Below are 15,254 nucleotides of genomic sequence, written 5' to 3' on the forward strand. Positions count from 1 at the left end.
GCGGTGGCCATGGTATCCAGCGGCGGCGCCGGGTCAGTGGCTCCGGGTCCGGAACATCGACCGGTACGCCTGCGGCGTGGTGTCCAGCCGGTGCCCGAAGTGGTGGCGCAGGGTGGCGGCGCTGCCGAAGCCGGCCCGGACCGCGATCGCGTCCACGCCGAGGTCGGACTCCTCCAGCAGCCGGCGGGCCAGCAGCACGCGCTGGCCGGTGAGCCAGTCGTGCGGCGTGGCGCCGGTTTCGGCCCGGAACCGGCGGGCGAAGGTGCGCGGCGCCATGTGCGCCCGCGCGGCGAGCGTCTCCACGGTGTGCGGCTGGTCCAGGCTGCCCAGCACGTGGGACAGCAGCGGTTGCAGCGTCTCGCACTCGACCGGCTGCACCGGGGTCTCGATGAACTGGGCCTGGCCGCCGTCGCGGTGCGGGGGCACCACCATGCGGCGGGCCAGCTGGGTCGCCACGGCGGAGCCCTGCTCCTCGCGGATCAGGTGCAGGGCGCAGTCCACCGCCGCGGCGGTGCCGGCGCTGGTGATCACGGTGCCGTCGGCGACGTACAGCACACCGGGGTCGACCTTCGCCCGGGGGAAGCGGGCCGCCAGCGCGTCGGTGTGCCGCCAGTGGGTGGTGCAGCGGCGGTCGTCGAGCAGCCCCGCCTCGCCGAGGGCGAACGCGCCGGTGCACACGCTCATCACCCACGCGCCGCGGGCGTGCGCGCGGCGCAGCACGTCGAGGACCGCCCCGGGCGGCGTCAGCTCGGTGTCGCTGGGCACGACCGCGACCAGGTCGGCCCGATCGGCCGGTCCCAGGTCGTGGCCGGGCGAGATGGTGAAGCCCGCATGGGTACGCACGTCGCGCCCGTCGGCGCTGCACACGGCGAACTCGTAGCCGGGCAGCCCCTCGGCGGTGCGGTCGTAGCCGAAGAGCTCGCAGAGCACGCCGAGCTCGAAGACGGCCACGTCGGGCAGGGCGATGACGGCGACGCTGCGCAACATGCCGCCACCCTACGACGCGCTGGCAGGATTTTGAAGATGTATGGCATCCCTGCCACTGTCGGCCGACCGGCGACCGGCGCATGCTGGGTGTCGCAACCCGGTGCGCACCGGCCCTCCACCAGCCGGAACAAGGGTGTGAACGTCATGGGCATCGCCATCCTGCTCTTCTTCGTCGCCATCGCCGTCGCCTCGGGCGCCGGGCTCACCTTCGACAGCCGCGACAGCGGCGACTGGAAGCCGACCGCCGACGGCGTGCGGGCGCCGGATCGATGGTGACCCGCAGGCGAACGGCGCCGGCCCGGCCCGCGTGAGCGCGGGACGGGCCGGCGCCGCCGGGTCCGTGCGGTTACTTCTTCTTCGGGGCCTGCTCCGCGGCGCCGGCCTGCTCGTCGGCACCGGCCTGCTCGTCGGCACCGGCCTGCTCGTCGGCACCGGCCGCGTCACCGGCGCCCGCGGCCTCGGCCGCGGCGGCCTTGGCGGCCGACAGGTCCAGGCAGGCGACCAGCAGGGCCGCCCGGGCGTCGGTGACCGCGGCGTCGAGGTCCGCGGCGCCCGCCTCCTGGCCGGCTCCGGCTTCCTCGCCCGCGCCCGCCTCCTCGGCAGCGCCCTTCTGCTTGCCGCCCTTGGCGTTCCCGCCCTTGGCGTTCCCGGCCTTGGCGTTGCCGGCCTTCGCGCCCATCTTCCTGGCGTACTTCTTGGCCACGGCCTTCTTGGCCTTCTTGGACATCTCGGCCGGGGCGGCCCCGTCCCCGGCGGCGCCCGCCTCCCCGGCCCCGGCCGCGGCCTCGGCGTCCGCGGCGGCCTGGTCGATGGCGAACTGGTCGCACGAATCCTCGAGCGCCTGCGCCGACGCGGCGGCGGCCTGGGCGGCGCTGATCTCCTGCTCCGGCGCCAACGGCTCGCCGTCACAGACCACGGCGCCCGCGTTGATCTCCAATTTCTCGCAGCCGGCGATGTCGAAGTTCTGACCGTCGACCACCACGATCTCCGACGCCTGGGCCTGCTCGCCCGCCGAGGCCAGCTGCAGCCCGGAGACCCCACCCAGCACCAGCACCCCGGCGATGACCGCGCCGCCGACCGCCTTCCGGTTGACCCCGGTCCTGCCGGCTCCGATGCGTCGTCGCTGTCGCAGTCTCATCACCACTCCTCGTCGTCGGTCGGCACTTGTCGTTCGGCAGCAAGTACGCGACCGCGCGGCGATCGGGTTCAGATTCGCGGCGAATTCATCCGGTTCAAAATACCGGCGACCATTTTCCGCAGATCATGAGAACAGCGGCCCGGGTCACAGCTTGTCCCGCCGTCGGCGCGATTAGCCGGGCACCGAACGGAGAATGGTGGGGCCATGGCAACTGCGAAGACGGTTTTCGTGCTGTTCGGGGCGACCGGGGACCTGGCGCGGCGGATGGTGCTGCCCGCCTTCTACACCCTGGCCATCGAGGGACTGCTGCCGCCCGGGTGGGCGCTGATCGGCAACGGCCGCGGCGACGTGGCGCACGAGGACTTCCGCAAGCACGTGCACGACGCGCTGGTCGAGTTCGGACCGCACCCGGACCAGGGGCCGTGGCGCGAGTTCGAGCGGCGGTTGTACTTCGCCGGCGGCGGCTTCGACACCGACTCCCCCGGCAGCCTGCTGGATGTGATCGGCCACGTCCGCCGCGAGCTCGGCCCCCGCCCGGAGCTGGTGCACTACCTGGCCGTGCCGCCGCAGGCCTTCCCCGGGCTGACCCGGGCGCTGGGACAGCACGGCCTGGCCGAGGGCGCCCGCGTGGTCTACGAGAAGCCGTACGGCACCTCGCCGAAGAACTTCCGGTCGCTCAACCGCATCGTGCACACCGTGCTGGACGAGTCGCAGGTCTACCGGATCGACCACTTCCTCGGCAAGGAGGCCACCCAGAACCTGCACGTGCTGCGCTTCGCCAACGAGCTGTTCGCGGCGAACTGGCACCGCGACCACATCGAGAGCGTGCAGATCGACGTGCCCGAGACCCTCGGCGTGGCCGACCGGGCGGCCTTCTACGACGCGACCGGCGCCGTGCTCGACATGCTCGTCACGCACCTGTTCCAGGTCGCCGCCGAGGTCGCCATGGAGCCGCCGGCCAGCCTGGGCGCCGCCGACCTGCAGTCCGCCCGGGAGCGGGTGATCCGCTCGTTCCGGCCGCTGGACCCGGCCGAGGTGGTGCTGGGCCAGTTCGACGGCTACCGCGACGTCAAGGGGATCGCGGCGCGGTCGCGGACGGACACGTACGTCGCCGCGAAGCTGTGGATCGACAACGCGCGCTGGAAGGGGGTGCCGTTCCTGCTGCGTACCGGCAAGCGGATGGCGGCCGGCGAGCAGCGGGTCACCCTCGTGCTGCGCACCCCGCCGCGGCCGCTGAAGGGCCTGCCGGCCCAGGCCAACGCGCTGACGTTCTCGCTGGCCGGCGACGGGCAGATCGAGCTGCGGCTGCTGGCCAAGAAGCCCGGGGTGGAGCTGCAGGTCGAGCCCGCGACCGTCACGCTGCCGCTGGCCGAGCTGCCGGACGCCGAGCCGCTGCCGCCGTACGTGCGGCTGATCCACGACGTGCTGCTCGGCGACCGGTCGCTGTTCACCCGCCCGGACGGGCTCTCGGCGGCCTGGCGGGCCGTGCAGCCGATCCTGGACGCGCCGCCGCGCCTGGCCAGGTACCCGCAGGGCTCCTGGGGCCCGGCCGCGGCCCGCAAGCTCGCGGCGCCGCACGGGTGGCTGCTCGGCCAGTGACGCCGGTTCCGCCGGGGTCGTGCGGAGACCCGGACCGGCGGTGGCGCTAGAGTCCTGCCCCGGCGGGCCGTAGCGCAGAGGTCGTCGCGCCGCACTGCACATGCGGAGGACGCCGGTTCGATTCCGGCCGGTCCGCCGCCTGCACGGGAGGGGGCCGGCGTGGAGCGGCGACGGGAACGCCTGCGGTACCTGCGCGCGCTGAACCTGGCCGCGCCGGCCGGGATGGTCGCCGCGGCCACCGAGCGCCGGCTCGCCGGGGACTGGCGGGGCGCGTGCACGGCCGCGCTCGTCGACGTGCCCTTCGACCTGCGCTCGGTCGCGTCGACGTACGGCGCCGCGCACGCCGCGCGCATCGAGGCCGAGCTGGCCGGTCTCGCCCCCGACCTGCTGCGCCGGTTCCTGCCCCGGGCCCAGGGCCGGCTGATCCCGCGGGCCACCGTGGTGCTGTCCCGCGCCGACGAACCCTGCCGCGGCGCCCGCGCGGGCTCCCGCCGGGCCGGCCCGGTGCTCGTGGCCACCCTGCCCAGGAGCTGGCAGGTGGCCCGGCAGGGCATCACGCTGCAGGTGACCCACCGCCTGCCCGCCACGTTCCACGACCTGCCGGACTGGTGCTGGCACGCGGACGCCGTCGCCGACCGGCGCTGGGCGTACGGCGCCGGCCCGGACCGCCTGGCCTGGCACTTCGCCGACGGGTCGCCGTACCCCCAGGGCACCGTGACCCCCGCCGAGCAGGCGGCCGACCGCCCGGGCGAGGTCGAGCGGACCGCCGCGCTGCTGAGCGCCCACCGGCCGGTGCGGGCGTTCGAGGCGGCGGGCTTCACCGTCGACGAGTCGACGCCCCACCGCTACGGCCCGGACCTGCCCGCGCTGCTGACCCGGCTGGGCCCCGCGCTGCCGATGGCCCGGGCCGAGCTGCTCCGGCTCGTCCGCCGCTACCAGCAGGAGGAGTTCTCCGCGCTGTACGGCCAGATCGGCGTGGCCCGCCTGACCGTGCGCCGGCAGGGCCACTCCGCCCTCGCCGGCCCGTGGATGTTCGGGGTGCCCGCCCCGGTCGAGGCGGCGCTGCTGCGCTTCGGCGACCTCGGCCCGGAAGAGCTGCACCCGCTGGCCCACGAGGCCCTGTTCCCGGGCCGGACCCAGCGCCGGCGGACGCTGGTACCGCACGCGCCGGAGGCGATCCGGGTCCGCTGCGGCACCGAGTGGCACACGGTGCTGGCCACCGGCGGGCAGCTGCGCACCCCGCACCACGACGACGCGGAGATCCGGCGCGAGTTCCTGCTGGCCGGCCTGGGCGGGCCGATCAGCGGCTGCGCCGCCGCGCTGCGGGGCTGGCGCACCGGCAGCCGGCCGATGGCCAAGGACGTCCGCAAGGACCGGCAGGCGCTGTTCGCCCTGGCGCTGCACGGCGACACCGACGGGCTGCTGGCCCGGCTGGCCGGCGGGCTCGATCCGGCGTTGCGCGGCCCGGGCGGCGGCACCCTGCTGCACTGGCTCGCCCACCTCGACCACGACCGCCTGCTGCCGGTGCTGCTCGGCGCCGGGCTGTCGACGGACGACCGCGACCACGAGGGCCGGACCCCGCTGCACGCCGCGGCCGAGTCGGCCGCCGAGGCCACGATGGCCGCCCTGGTCGCCGCCGGCGCCGACCCGGACGCCCGGGACCAGCGCGGCCGGACGCCGGCGACGGTGCTGGCGCAGGTACGCGCGCCGTAGCGCGGACCGCGGACGCCCCCGGGCGGGATGGCCGCGGTTGGCTATGCTTCCGCGCGGCGGGGCCGTAGCGCAGAGGTCGACGCACCCGCCCATCAAGCGGGGGGACGCCGGTTCGATTCCGGCCGGTCCCGCCCCGGGCCGGAGGGGGACGCGGTGCCGATCGACCGGACGCAGCTGGCGGCGTGCCTGGCCGTGCTCGAGCGGCTCGACGACCCCGACCTCGACGAGGCCAGCCGGCTGGAGCTGGAACGCGCGGTCACCGCCGCGGCCCGCACCGTCAAGCGGCGCGCCAAGGCCCGCCGCGCCGCGCAGACCCGGGCGGCGGACCGGGCCGTGCTGGCCGCCGCGACCCGCTTCCACACCGAGATCCCGCCGGCGGCGCCCGGGCCGGCTCCGGCCGCCGGTCCCGGCACGCTGCGGCGCGACCGGTTCTGCTACGTCTGCAAGGCGCGGTACCGGCGGGTCGACGCCGACTACCACATGCTCTGCCCGCCCTGCGCCGACGAGAACAGGGCCCGCCGGCATGCCCGCTGCGACCTGTCCGGGCGTACCGCCGTGGTCACCGGCGGGCGCGTGAAGATCGGCTTCCACACCGCGCTCAAGCTGCTCCGCGACGGCGCCGAGGTGCTGGTCACCACCCGGTTCCCCCGCGACGCCGCCCGCCGGTACGCGGCCGTGCCCGACTTCGGCGACTGGGCGCACCGGCTGTCCGTGCACGGGCTGGACCTGCTCGACCTGCGCGCCACCCTGGACTTCGTGGCCACGGCCGGGCGGCGCTGGGCCGGGCTCGACATCCTGGTCAACAACGCCGCGCAGACGCTGTACCGGCCCGCGGCGTACCACCGGGAGGTGCGCGCGGCCGAGGCCGCCGCCCTGGCCGGGCCGGCCGCCCGCGTCGCGATCACCGCGGGCGGCCCGGCGCTGCCGTCCACCGCCGGCGACCCGCTGTTCCCGGCCGGGCAGCACGACGAGACCGGCCACCAGCTGGACCTGCGCGAGGTCAACTCGTGGGTGCTGCACGACGCCGAGGTCAGCCCGCACGAGTGGCTGCAGGTGCACGTCGTCAACGCGTTCGCGCCGTTCCTGCTGACCTCCCGGCTGCGCCCGCTGCTGGCCGCCAGCCGGCACCCGCAGCGGCACGTCGTGCAGGTGTCGGCGATGGAGGGCAGCTTCTCGCGGCGGGGCAAGACCGTGCGGCACCCGCACACCAACATGGCCAAGGCGTCGCTGAACATGCTGGTGCGCACGGTCGCCCCCGACTACGCCCGGGACGGCATCCACATGAACAGCGTCGACACCGGCTGGGTCACCGACGAGCGCCCGCACCCGGGCAAGTCCGCCCAGCGCGCGGCGGGCTTCCGGCCGCCGCTGGACGTCGTGGACGGCGCCGCCCGGGTGTACGACCCGATCGTGCGCGGCCTGGGCGGCGAACCGGTGAGCGGCCAGTTCCTCAAGGACTACCGGAGCGTGCCCTGGTGACCGAACCGAACCCGGTGCGCTGCCCGGCCCTCGCCGGCCCGGACGCCGGCCCACCCGGCCCGGCCGACCTCGCGCCGCTGCTGGCCCGCCTGGCCACCACGGCCGCGGTGGCCCGGCCCGAGCGGTTCCCGCGCGGGACGGTGCAGCCCGACGGCCGGCTCGACCTGTGCAAGCAGGCGCTGGGCCCGGACCAGGCGGCCCGGGTGGTCGCGGCGGCGGTCGGCTCCCCGCTGGTTCGCCACCTCCTGCTGGGCACCAACGGCCTGGGCACCGAGGGCGCCCGGGCGGTCGCCGGCGCCCTGCGGCCCGGGCACCACGTCGAGACGCTCTACCTGGGCTGCAACCGGATCGGCCCGGAGGGCGTGGACGCGCTGGCCGCCCGGCTGGCCGACGACGACACCGTGCGGGCGTTGTGGCTCAAACGCAACCCGGTCGGCGACGACGGCGTGGCCCGGCTGGCCGCGGCCCTGCGGCGCAACGCCACCGTCCGCACCCTGGACCTGGTCAACGTCGGCCTGACCGTCCGCGGGCTGACCGCGCTGGCCGGCGCGCTGGCCGCCCGCCCGGCCCGGCTGCAGCGGCTCTTCCTCGGCGGCAACGGCTTCGGGCCCGAGGTGGCGCCGGCGCTGGGCACGCTGATCCACGCGGCCGGGGTCCGCGAGATCTCCCTGGCCGCCAACCACCTCGGCGACGCCGGGGCGGCCGCGCTGGCGGAGCTGGCCGAGGGCGTGCCGCTGACCCTCGGGCTCGGCGGCAACGGCCTGACCCCCGTGGGGGCGGGCGCGCTGGCCGGCCGCCTGGGCGCGTGGACGGCCCTGGATCTGGCCCGGCCGCCGTCGCAGCGCGCGCTCGGCGCGCACGGCAACGTGGTCGGCGACGAGGGCGCGTACGCGCTGGCCGACGCGCTCGGCCGGGCCCGGCTGCGGCGGCTGGACCTGCGGCGGACGGAGATCGGCGGGCGCGGCGCCCGGCGGCTGGTGGCGGCGGTGGAGGGGCATCCGACGATGGCGTACCTGGGGCTCAACGGCGGGGTGCCGCGCCGGCAACGGCGCCGGGCGGCGGAGCTGCTCGCCGGGCAGCCGGCGCCGGTGGCGCACGAGGACGTGCGGGCGATCGCGAGCGTCTACCGGTGACCGCCCTCGACGCCGCCGACCGGCTGGTCGCGGCGACCCGGGCCGGGCGGCTCGAGCCCACCGAGGAGCCGCGGGCCGAGGCGCTCGCCCTGGCCGTCGCCGCGAACCTGCCCGTGCTGATCTGGGGCGAGCCGGGCATCGGCAAGTCGGCCACGCTGCTGCAGCTGGCGGCCGGGCTGGGCCTGCCGATGGAGACGGTCATCGCCAGCGTGCACGAGCCGTCGGACTTCGCCGGGCTGCCCATCGTCGGTGACTCCCCCGCCACCGACGGCGTGCCGATGGCCCCGCCGGACTGGGCGGTGCGCCTGGCCCGTACCGGATCGGGCCTGATCTTCTTCGACGAGCTGTCCTCGGCGCCGCCGGCCGTGCAGGCCGCCCTGCTGCGGGTCGTCCTGGAACGCCGGGTGGGCAGCCTGCGCCTGCCGGAGCCGATCCGGATCGTGGCCGCCGCCAACCCGCCGGCCAGCGCCGCCGACGGCTGGCACCTGGCGCCGCCGCTGGCCAACCGCTTCGTGCACCTGCCGTGGGCCCACGACCCGCGCACGGTCGCCCGCGGCCTGGCCGGCACCTGGCCGGCGGTCACCGTGCCGGTGGTCCGGCCGGAACGCGCCGGGGCCGCCCTGGCCCGGGCCCGCGGGGCCCTGGCCGGCTTCCTGACCGCCCGCCCCGGGCTCACCCACCACCTGCCGGCGGACGCGGAGAGCCGCGGCGGGGCCTGGCCGTCGCCGCGGACCTGGGAGATGGTGCTGCGGCTGCTGACGTTCCACTACAGCGCCCGGACCGGCCGGGAGGCGCTGGCCCTCGCCGTCGCCGGCGCGGTGGGCCCCGGCGCCGGGCTGGAGTTCGTCACGTACCTGGAGAACCTCGACCTGCCGGACCCCGAGCGGGTGCTGGCCGACCCGGCGGCGTTCACGCTGCCCGAGCGCGGCGACCGGCAGCTGGCGTTCCTCACCGCGGTGATCTCGGCGGTGCGCGCGGACGTCACCCGCCCGCGGTGGGAGGCCGGCTGGGTGGTGCTGGAGAAGGCCGTCGCGGCCGGCGTGCCCGACGTGGCCGCCCGCGCGGCGGCCGACCTGGCCGCGCTGCGCGAGCCGGGCTGGCCGGTGCCGGCCACTGTGGAGGCCTTCGCCGAGGTGCTGTCGCTGTCCGGCCTGCTGCCCGGGTGAGCGGCGCCCTGGACCGGACCCGGCTGCTGGCGGCCCGCTACCGGGCGGCGCAGGACCGGCCGTACCTGGCGACGGCGCTGTTCAGCCTGACCGTGGTGGAGTCGCCGCACGTTGCCACGATGGGCGTGGACCGGCGGTGGCGCTGCCACGTGTCGCCCGCGTTCGTGGCCCGCACGCCGGTGCCCCAGCTGGCCGCGGTCTGGATCCACGAGGTCGCCCACCTGCTGCGGGACCATCACGGCCGGGCGGACCGGCTGCCGGCCGGCGCCACGCCCGACCATCTGCGGATCAACGTGGCCCAGGACTGCGAGATCAACGACGACCTGCTGGCCGACCGGCTGCCGCTGCCGGCCGACCGGGTCGAGCCGGCCACCTACGGCCTGCCCGCGGGCCTGCTGTTCGAGCAGTACCTGACGTTGCTGCCGCCGGAGGTGCGGGCCCGGTCCGACTGCGGCTGCGGCGCGCACGGCGCCGAGCGGCCGTGGGAACGCGACGGGGCCGGCGGCGTCAGCCCGGCCGAGGCCGAGGCGATCCGGCGGGACACCGCCCGGCAGATCCTCGGCCGGGGCGACGTGCCGGCCGGCTGGCGGCGCTGGGCCGGCCGGACCCTCGAGCCGCGGGTGGACTGGCGGCGGCAGCTCAGCGGCGCGGTCCGGGAGGCGCTGGCCTGGGCCGGCGGGGCGGTGGACTACACGTACGCGCGGCCGTCGCGGCGCTCGGCGGCGCTGCGCGGGGTGGTCCTGCCCCGCCTGCGCCGCCCGGTGCCGCGGGTGGCGATCGTGGTGGACACCTCGGGGTCGATGGGTGAGCCGGAGCTGGCGGCGGCGCTGGCCGAGGTGGCCGGGGTGCTGCGCGTGGTCGGCGTCGGCGGCAACCGGACCACCGTGCTGTCCTGCGACGCGGCCGTGCACGTGGCCCGGGCGGTCTACACGGTCGGCGAGGTGCGGCTCTCCGGCGGCGGCGGCACGGACATGCGGGTGGGCGTCGCCGAGGCGCTGAAGTACCGGCCCCAGGTGGTGATCGTGCTGACCGACGGCCTCACCCCGTGGCCCGACACGCCCCCGGAGTCGGCCCGGCTGATCGCCGCGCTGATCGGCCCGGCCGCGCCCCGGCCGCCGGACTGGATCACGACCGTGGCCGTGGACGGACCGGTCAGCGGGCGGTGACCTGCTCGTACAGCCGGAACGGCGCGGCCGCGTCGGCCCCGGTGCGTCCGGCGCGGGCGATGCCCGGCAGCACCTGGGTGACGGCGTCGATGAGCCGGGCCGTGGTGTCCGGGTCGGGGTCGACGGACGCCGCGACCAGCGCCTTGTCGGCCGCGTAGACGATCTCGCGGATCCCGGCCGCGGCGGCGACCAGCCGGCAGATCGCGCAGGGCTCGCAGTTGGCGTAGACGACGGCGCCGGACAGGTCGGCCGTGCCGAGCCGGCGGGTGGCGTCCCGGACGGCGGCGACCTCGCCGTGCCCGGACGGGTCGTGGTCGTCCAGCAGGGTGTTGACGCCGCCGCCGAGCACGACCCCGTCGCGGACGACCAGCGCCGCGAAGGGCAGCCGGCCGGCGGCGGCCCGGGCCAGGGCCAGCTCGACGGCGCGGGCCAGCGCCGTGCTCTCGTCGAGCCGGGCGCCGATCAGGGATTCGACATCGACCGTCGTCATGCCCCGACTGTAGAACGGTCAGCGGCGTCGCGGTGGCCCCGGGAACACCGCCTCGGTGATCGTGGCCACGCCGACGAGGCGCTGCCGCTCATGCATGGTGATCCGGTCGCCGGGGGTCAGGTGGTGCCAGCGGGCCGCGGTCAGCGGGGCCAGCCGGACCGGGCCGGCCCCGCCGGGCGGCAGGTCCTCGGCGAACTCGACCCAGATCAGCGCCACGGCCGGGTCCGGCGCCCCGGCCGGGGTGACCAGGCCGATGTCCCACAGGGGACGCACCCGCCCGGCGCCCGGCACCGGCTCGCGCCGGGCCCCGGGGAGCAGCCGCAGCTCGGCCCGGATGACGCCGTGCAGCACCTCCCGGCGCCGCCACGCGCACCAGGCGGCGCTGCGCTCCAGGCCCAGCCGGTGCGCGGCCTCCTCGAGGTGCTGGAAGAAGGACGTCGTCGCCGGATAGTCGTCGCCCCGGTCGAGCAGCACGTCGAGGGCGAGCGCCCACTCCCGCTGGGCCAGGCACTCGTCGAGGTCGGCCCGGGGCAGCCCGGCGGGCAGCTCGCCCGCCGCCTGGCGCAGGAGATCGGGCACATCCACGCCAGCGATTGTGCCGCCCCGGCGATCCGCGCGCGCCGCGCACCCGGGCCGGGTGCCGGCTACCGGACCGCGACGATGTCCGACACGACCGCGGGCCGGGTGGACGGGTGGTCCACCGCGCCGCCGGTGAGCTGGCTGATGACCCCGTCGATGAGGTCGGCCACGGCGGCGTAGCCCTCCGCCGACGCGGCCAGGTTCCAGGGCAGGACCACGCCCACCGCTCCGCGGGGCGTCTCCACGGTCAGCCGGCGCAGCGCCGACCCGGCCGGCGGGGGCGACGCCGGCCCGGCCGGGAAACCGGCCTGCTCCAGTCCGCGCCACAGGGCCCGCACCGCGGCGGGCGGGATCCGGCCGGTCCAGGACCGCGGCCCGGGCGACACCGGGAAGTGGTGGTCCAGCCGGGTCACGCCGTCCGGCTCGATCACCAGCTCGCTGCGGCCCCAGGGGTCGCCCGGGTCGTGCTCGTTGCCGACGCTGTAGCGGTAGCGGCGTTCCGTCATGTCCCATCCCATCGGGCTCGCCGGAAAGAAATGCCCAGGGCGGCCGCGGCCAACGCCGCGGCCAGCGCCGGCCCGAGGATCCACCCGGCACCGGTACGCCCGGCCCAGACGCCCAGGCCGGCGAGCGCGACCGCGTTGCCGAGCGCCGCCACCCCGAGGTGAGCATAGTTCTGGCTCAACAACGCCAGGCAGCCCGCGCCGAGCGCCACCGCACCACCGAGGACCGCCGCCGCCCCGACTGCGACGTCGGAGCCCAGGACGGCGGACCCCGCCACTGCGGCGGCGCCGCCCAGCCCGGTGACCGTCGCGCCGAACAACAGGGCGTCGGCGCGCAGCAGCGCCACGCCGGCCAGGACGATCCCGGTCCCCACGGCGAAGAGCGAGACTCGCAGCAGATCCCCGCCCGCGCTCTGGACGGCGACCCCGTAGAGCAGCGCGGCGCCGAGCACCATGACCGCGGCCGCCATCGGACGCCTACTCATGCCGGCCGCCGAGCACCTCGACGGCGTCCCAGGTGAGCTCGTGCGAGTCGTCGAACCGGCCGTGGGTCATGCTCAGGCGTATCCGGGCCCGGCCGGCGGCGCCGCACGCCGCGCACTCCCCCGCCAGCTCGCCGGCGTAGCCGTCCTCGGACTCGGCCACCCGGTCGTCGTCGTGATACCGCCACTGCACCGGACCGGCCACCCGCAGGGGCACGCCGCAGCCCGGGCAGGGCACCTGGAGCACGGCGGACACCGGTGGCCAGCTGAACCGCAGCGCGAGGGGCCGGCGCAGCTGGAGCGCCGGCGACGGGCGCGGGAAGTGCGTGCCGACCCGCAGCGCGTCCGGACCGTGCCGCAGCAGGGGGCTCAGCGGGCCGGGCGGCAGCGGGTGGACGCCGGCGCGGATCTGCCGGGCCGTGCCGAGGTGGACGAGGCGGGTCAGCTCGGCCGCCCGGTCCTCGTCGGCGGCCGGGCCGAGCCGTTCCCAGCCGGGGGCCGGGTCGCTGCGGGCGGCCTGCCGGGCGGCCCGGATCCCGGCGGTCAGCGCCCGCGGCAGGTCGCCGGAGACGGCGGCGTGCAGGCACTCCGCCGCCACGCCGGCGCCGAACCAGTCCAGCTCGGTCACCCACCGGTCGGCGGTGTCGTCGTCCGGCGCCGCCAGCCAGGCCCGCAGGCCACCCAGCGGGTCCTCGGCCCCGTCGTCGCCCGGCGCGGCCCCGGCCGACTCGAGCGCGGCGAGCGCCCAGCGCAGGGCCTCCCGCAGCAGCCGGGCCCGCTGGGCGGCGTCCAGGCCGTCCGCCGGATCCGCCCCGGGGTACGCCGCCGCGCCGGCCGCCAGCGCCTGCGTCAGGCTCCGGCGCAGGGGGTCGGACGGCGTGTGCCGGTGCAGGTGCTCCAGCGGGGCGCGCAGCTCGGGCACGTGCCGGAGCAGGTGCTCGTACGCCACCAGCTCCGGCAGGTCCCGCTCGTCCGGATGGACCAGGATCCGGGTAGCGATCGCCGCGGCCACCCCCGGATCGTCCGCGTGCGCCAGGGCACCGGCCGCCGTCCGCTGCACGTACCCGTCAGCGGCCAGATACCCGACCAGGGCCGCCTGCACCGCGTCGGTACGCCGGCGCCAGATCAGCCCCGGCAGGAACGCCTCGCGCACCTTCGGCTCGGTCTCGGCGCACGCCGCGACGACGTAGGCGACGCTGTCGGCGGCGTACCGCAGGCTCTGCGCCGCCGCGAGCCGCACCGGCGGGGCCGGATCGCTCAGCATCCGCTCCAGCTCGGCCAGGGTGACGCCCTTGGCGCCCTCGATCGCCTCGACCCGCACCGCCGGCGACGGGTCGGCCAGGCCCCGCCGGGTCAGCTCGCCGGTGCGGTGCAGCGACAGCATGGCCTTGAGCGCCCGCAGCCGCAGCCGTTCCTCGCCGCTGTCCGCCAGTTCCCGGCGCACCGGCTCGTAGCGCCCGCCCAGGTAGTAGAGCAGCGTGCCGACCCGCTCGTCGTCCTCGGTCAGGTCGAACGCGGCGGCGCGGATCCGCTCGTCGAGCCCGTCCTGCCGGTCCAGGATCCGGCGCAGCCCGGACGCGGCGGCGCTGCCGACGTGCTCGTAGACCTCGGCGATCCCCCCGGTGGTCCGCACCTCGGTGGGGTCGTGCAGCGCCAGGTCCAGCAGCCGGCCGACGAGCTCGGCGCCGCCCTCGTCGCCGGCCCGCCGGGTGGCCCGGAGCCGGACGTGGTCGTCGGAGCTGTCGAGCTCCTCGATCAGTGACATGGCAGCAATGTAGAAGCCGGCGGGCGGGCGGCGGCTCCCCCCATCGTGCCGCGACGGTCCCGCCCGGCCGGCGGCCGGTCAGCTCACGCCTTGTCGGCCTGCCTCAGCAACTCGCTCGCCCGGCGGTCGGCGAACCCGGTGACGGCCTGCTGCCCGGCGCCGAAGACGACGGCCACGCCCAGCAGCGCGGCCACGGTCCCGACCGTCACGCCGGCCAGCCCGCCCAGGATCAGCATGATGCCGACGATCGCCACCAGCGGGCCGATGGCCAGCTTCAGCAGGGCCTGCTGGGTCGGCAGCCGGTACGGCAGGCCACCCGACCGGGAGCTGATCATCGACGGCACGCCGCTGACGAAGGCGCCCAGCGCGCCGGCGAGCATCACGAAACCGAGCAGCTTCCACGGCGCCGTCGCGCTCGCGTCGGACGGCGCGGTGATCAGCCGGAGATCGTCGCTGCGCCACTGCACGAGCAGCAGCACGGCCTCGGCGAGCAGCGCGGCCGACGAGATGCCGAGCATCCGGTTGCGCAGCCGCCGGGCGGATTCGTGGAACTCGTCGGAGGCCGCGTGGCAGGCCCGCATCAGCGTCTGGACGGCGGCCCGCAGGGTCGGCTCGTTCTGGCGTTCCTCCGGCGTCAGGGCGCCCAGGGCCGCCAGCGCCGGGTGGTCCCCGGGCAGGTACCGGGCGGCCGCGGCGACGTGCCCCGGTAGCCGTCCCACCAGGTCTGCGCGGCTGCGCAGCGCCACCATGGCCTCTTCCACGGCATGGATGGTCTGCCAGGCGTACTCGACGTCGCCGCCCCGCAGCCACCGCATCGGCCCGCCGCCGCGCAGGGCGGACTCGGCCTCGGTCAGCTGTCCGCTCAGGTCGGCGACGCTCTCGCCGTGGTCCGCGTTCAGCTCCCGCAACTGCCGGCGCAGGTCCTCGATCCTCGTCCGGGCCCTGACCTGCCAGGCCGCGCGGGGGACGCCGGGTAGCGGCGCGGGCGGGCCGCCGCCGATGGTCCCGTCGGCGACCGGGACGGGCTCGGCTGTCAGGTCGCGAGTTGTCATCG

The 15,254-nt window shown here is 77.0% G+C and carries 15 protein-coding genes and 2 tRNA genes; 9 read left to right on the top strand and 8 right to left on the bottom strand.

The genetic code is table 11. The features are described from left to right. Window positions 1-33 precede the first annotated feature (33 nt). Window positions 34-987, bottom strand: a complete 954-nt coding sequence (locus Ani05nite_RS21210) for a GlxA family transcriptional regulator (protein ID WP_203770670.1) — start codon at window positions 985-987, stop codon at window positions 34-36. Window positions 988-1,131: 144 nt separating this feature from the next. Here Ani05nite_RS21210 and Ani05nite_RS41915 point away from each other — a divergent pair, with 144 nt between their 5' ends. Beyond that, entirely contained in the window at window positions 1,132-1,263 is a 132-nt protein-coding gene (locus Ani05nite_RS41915; RefSeq protein WP_275410592.1) for a hypothetical protein, read from the top strand. Between the two features lie 70 nt (window positions 1,264-1,333). On the opposite strand, the gene Ani05nite_RS21215 is transcribed toward Ani05nite_RS41915, so the two are convergent. Continuing rightward, the gene (locus tag Ani05nite_RS21215; RefSeq protein ID WP_203770671.1) at window positions 1,334-2,125 is read right to left on the bottom strand and encodes a hypothetical protein; all 792 of its coding nucleotides are present in this window, start codon (window positions 2,123-2,125) and stop codon (window positions 1,334-1,336) included. 204 nt (window positions 2,126-2,329) lie between these two features. Here Ani05nite_RS21215 and zwf point away from each other — a divergent pair, with 204 nt between their 5' ends. The 8 genes from zwf to Ani05nite_RS41920 all read left to right on the top strand — a co-directional run bounded on the left by zwf (window position 2,330) and on the right by Ani05nite_RS41920 (window position 10,381). After that, on the top strand, window positions 2,330-3,724 hold the full coding sequence (gene zwf / locus Ani05nite_RS21220; RefSeq protein WP_203770672.1) for a glucose-6-phosphate dehydrogenase: 1,395 nt from the start codon (window positions 2,330-2,332) through the stop codon (window positions 3,722-3,724). Between the two features lie 63 nt (window positions 3,725-3,787). Then, window positions 3,788-3,860: transfer RNA gene (locus tag Ani05nite_RS21225), tRNA-Cys, on the top strand. Window positions 3,861-3,883: 23 nt separating this feature from the next. Further along, window positions 3,884-5,437, top strand: coding sequence for an ankyrin repeat domain-containing protein (locus Ani05nite_RS21230; RefSeq protein ID WP_203770673.1), 1,554 nt, complete (start codon window positions 3,884-3,886; stop codon window positions 5,435-5,437). A gap of 58 nt (window positions 5,438-5,495) precedes the next feature. Further along, window positions 5,496-5,568, top strand: a tRNA-Asp gene (locus Ani05nite_RS21235). 22 nt (window positions 5,569-5,590) lie between these two features. Then, the gene (locus Ani05nite_RS21240) at window positions 5,591-6,916 is read left to right on the top strand and encodes an SDR family NAD(P)-dependent oxidoreductase (protein ID WP_307836711.1); all 1,326 of its coding nucleotides are present in this window, start codon (window positions 5,591-5,593) and stop codon (window positions 6,914-6,916) included. Next, window positions 6,913-8,049 carry a leucine-rich repeat domain-containing protein gene (locus tag Ani05nite_RS21245; protein ID WP_239130462.1) on the top strand — a complete coding sequence of 379 codons (1,137 nt, stop codon included), beginning with the start codon at window positions 6,913-6,915 and terminating at the stop codon, window positions 8,047-8,049. The genes Ani05nite_RS21240 and Ani05nite_RS21245 overlap by 4 nt, the downstream gene beginning before the upstream one ends. Continuing rightward, complete coding sequence (locus Ani05nite_RS21250) at window positions 8,046-9,215, top strand: AAA family ATPase (RefSeq protein WP_203770675.1); 1,170 nt, start codon at window positions 8,046-8,048, stop codon at window positions 9,213-9,215. Before Ani05nite_RS21245 ends, Ani05nite_RS21250 begins: the two co-directional genes overlap by 4 nt. Further along, a complete protein-coding gene (locus tag Ani05nite_RS41920) occupies window positions 9,212-10,381 on the top strand; it encodes a vWA domain-containing protein (RefSeq protein ID WP_275410593.1) in 1,170 nt (389 codons plus the stop codon). Before Ani05nite_RS21250 ends, Ani05nite_RS41920 begins: the two co-directional genes overlap by 4 nt. Here Ani05nite_RS41920 and Ani05nite_RS21260 read toward each other — a convergent pair. The 6 genes from Ani05nite_RS21260 to Ani05nite_RS21285 form a co-directional block, all read right to left on the bottom strand. Continuing rightward, a complete protein-coding gene (locus Ani05nite_RS21260; protein ID WP_203770677.1) occupies window positions 10,368-10,871 on the bottom strand; it encodes a deaminase in 504 nt (167 codons plus the stop codon). The genes Ani05nite_RS41920 and Ani05nite_RS21260 overlap by 14 nt on opposite strands. Window positions 10,872-10,889: 18 nt before the next feature. Continuing rightward, complete coding sequence (locus Ani05nite_RS21265) at window positions 10,890-11,456, bottom strand: hypothetical protein (RefSeq protein ID WP_203770679.1); 567 nt, start codon at window positions 11,454-11,456, stop codon at window positions 10,890-10,892. Between the two features lie 59 nt (window positions 11,457-11,515). Beyond that, window positions 11,516-11,956 (bottom strand): hypothetical protein, encoded by a 441-nt coding sequence (locus Ani05nite_RS21270; RefSeq protein WP_203770681.1) that lies wholly within the window; start codon window positions 11,954-11,956, stop codon window positions 11,516-11,518. Next, window positions 11,953-12,438 carry a hypothetical protein gene (locus Ani05nite_RS21275; protein WP_203770683.1) on the bottom strand — a complete coding sequence of 162 codons (486 nt, stop codon included), beginning with the start codon at window positions 12,436-12,438 and terminating at the stop codon, window positions 11,953-11,955. Before Ani05nite_RS21275 ends, Ani05nite_RS21270 begins: the two co-directional genes overlap by 4 nt. Then, window positions 12,431-14,200 (bottom strand): hypothetical protein, encoded by a 1,770-nt coding sequence (locus Ani05nite_RS21280; RefSeq protein WP_203770685.1) that lies wholly within the window; start codon window positions 14,198-14,200, stop codon window positions 12,431-12,433. The genes Ani05nite_RS21275 and Ani05nite_RS21280 overlap by 8 nt, the downstream gene beginning before the upstream one ends. A gap of 83 nt (window positions 14,201-14,283) precedes the next feature. Further along, a complete protein-coding gene (locus tag Ani05nite_RS21285; protein ID WP_203770687.1) occupies window positions 14,284-15,252 on the bottom strand; it encodes a hypothetical protein in 969 nt (322 codons plus the stop codon). Between the last annotated feature and the right edge of the window lie 2 nt (window positions 15,253-15,254).

Origin of the sequence: Actinoplanes nipponensis, from assembly GCF_016862275.1 — a bacterium.
Taxonomy (GTDB): domain Bacteria; phylum Actinomycetota; class Actinomycetes; order Mycobacteriales; family Micromonosporaceae; genus Actinoplanes; species Actinoplanes nipponensis.

What these genes read in the sequence shown, in the direction of transcription:
- Ani05nite_RS21285 (WP_203770687.1), bottom strand. Translation starts at nt 15,252, where the DNA reads ATGACAACTCGCGACCTGACAGCCGAGCCCGTCCCGGTCGCCGACGGG.
- zwf (WP_203770672.1), top strand. Translation starts at nt 2,330, where the DNA reads ATGGCAACTGCGAAGACGGTTTTCGTGCTGTTCGGGGCGACCGGGGAC.
- Ani05nite_RS41915 (WP_275410592.1), top strand. Translation starts at nt 1,132, where the DNA reads ATGGGCATCGCCATCCTGCTCTTCTTCGTCGCCATCGCCGTCGCCTCG.
- Ani05nite_RS21215 (WP_203770671.1), bottom strand. Translation starts at nt 2,125, where the DNA reads ATGAGACTGCGACAGCGACGACGCATCGGAGCCGGCAGGACCGGGGTC.
- Ani05nite_RS21280 (WP_203770685.1), bottom strand. Translation starts at nt 14,200, where the DNA reads ATGTCACTGATCGAGGAGCTCGACAGCTCCGACGACCACGTCCGGCTC.
- Ani05nite_RS21270 (WP_203770681.1), bottom strand. Translation starts at nt 11,956, where the DNA reads ATGACGGAACGCCGCTACCGCTACAGCGTCGGCAACGAGCACGACCCG.
- Ani05nite_RS21210 (WP_203770670.1), bottom strand. Translation starts at nt 987, where the DNA reads ATGTTGCGCAGCGTCGCCGTCATCGCCCTGCCCGACGTGGCCGTCTTC.
- Ani05nite_RS21275 (WP_203770683.1), bottom strand. Translation starts at nt 12,438, where the DNA reads ATGAGTAGGCGTCCGATGGCGGCCGCGGTCATGGTGCTCGGCGCCGCG.
- Ani05nite_RS21260 (WP_203770677.1), bottom strand. Translation starts at nt 10,871, where the DNA reads ATGACGACGGTCGATGTCGAATCCCTGATCGGCGCCCGGCTCGACGAG.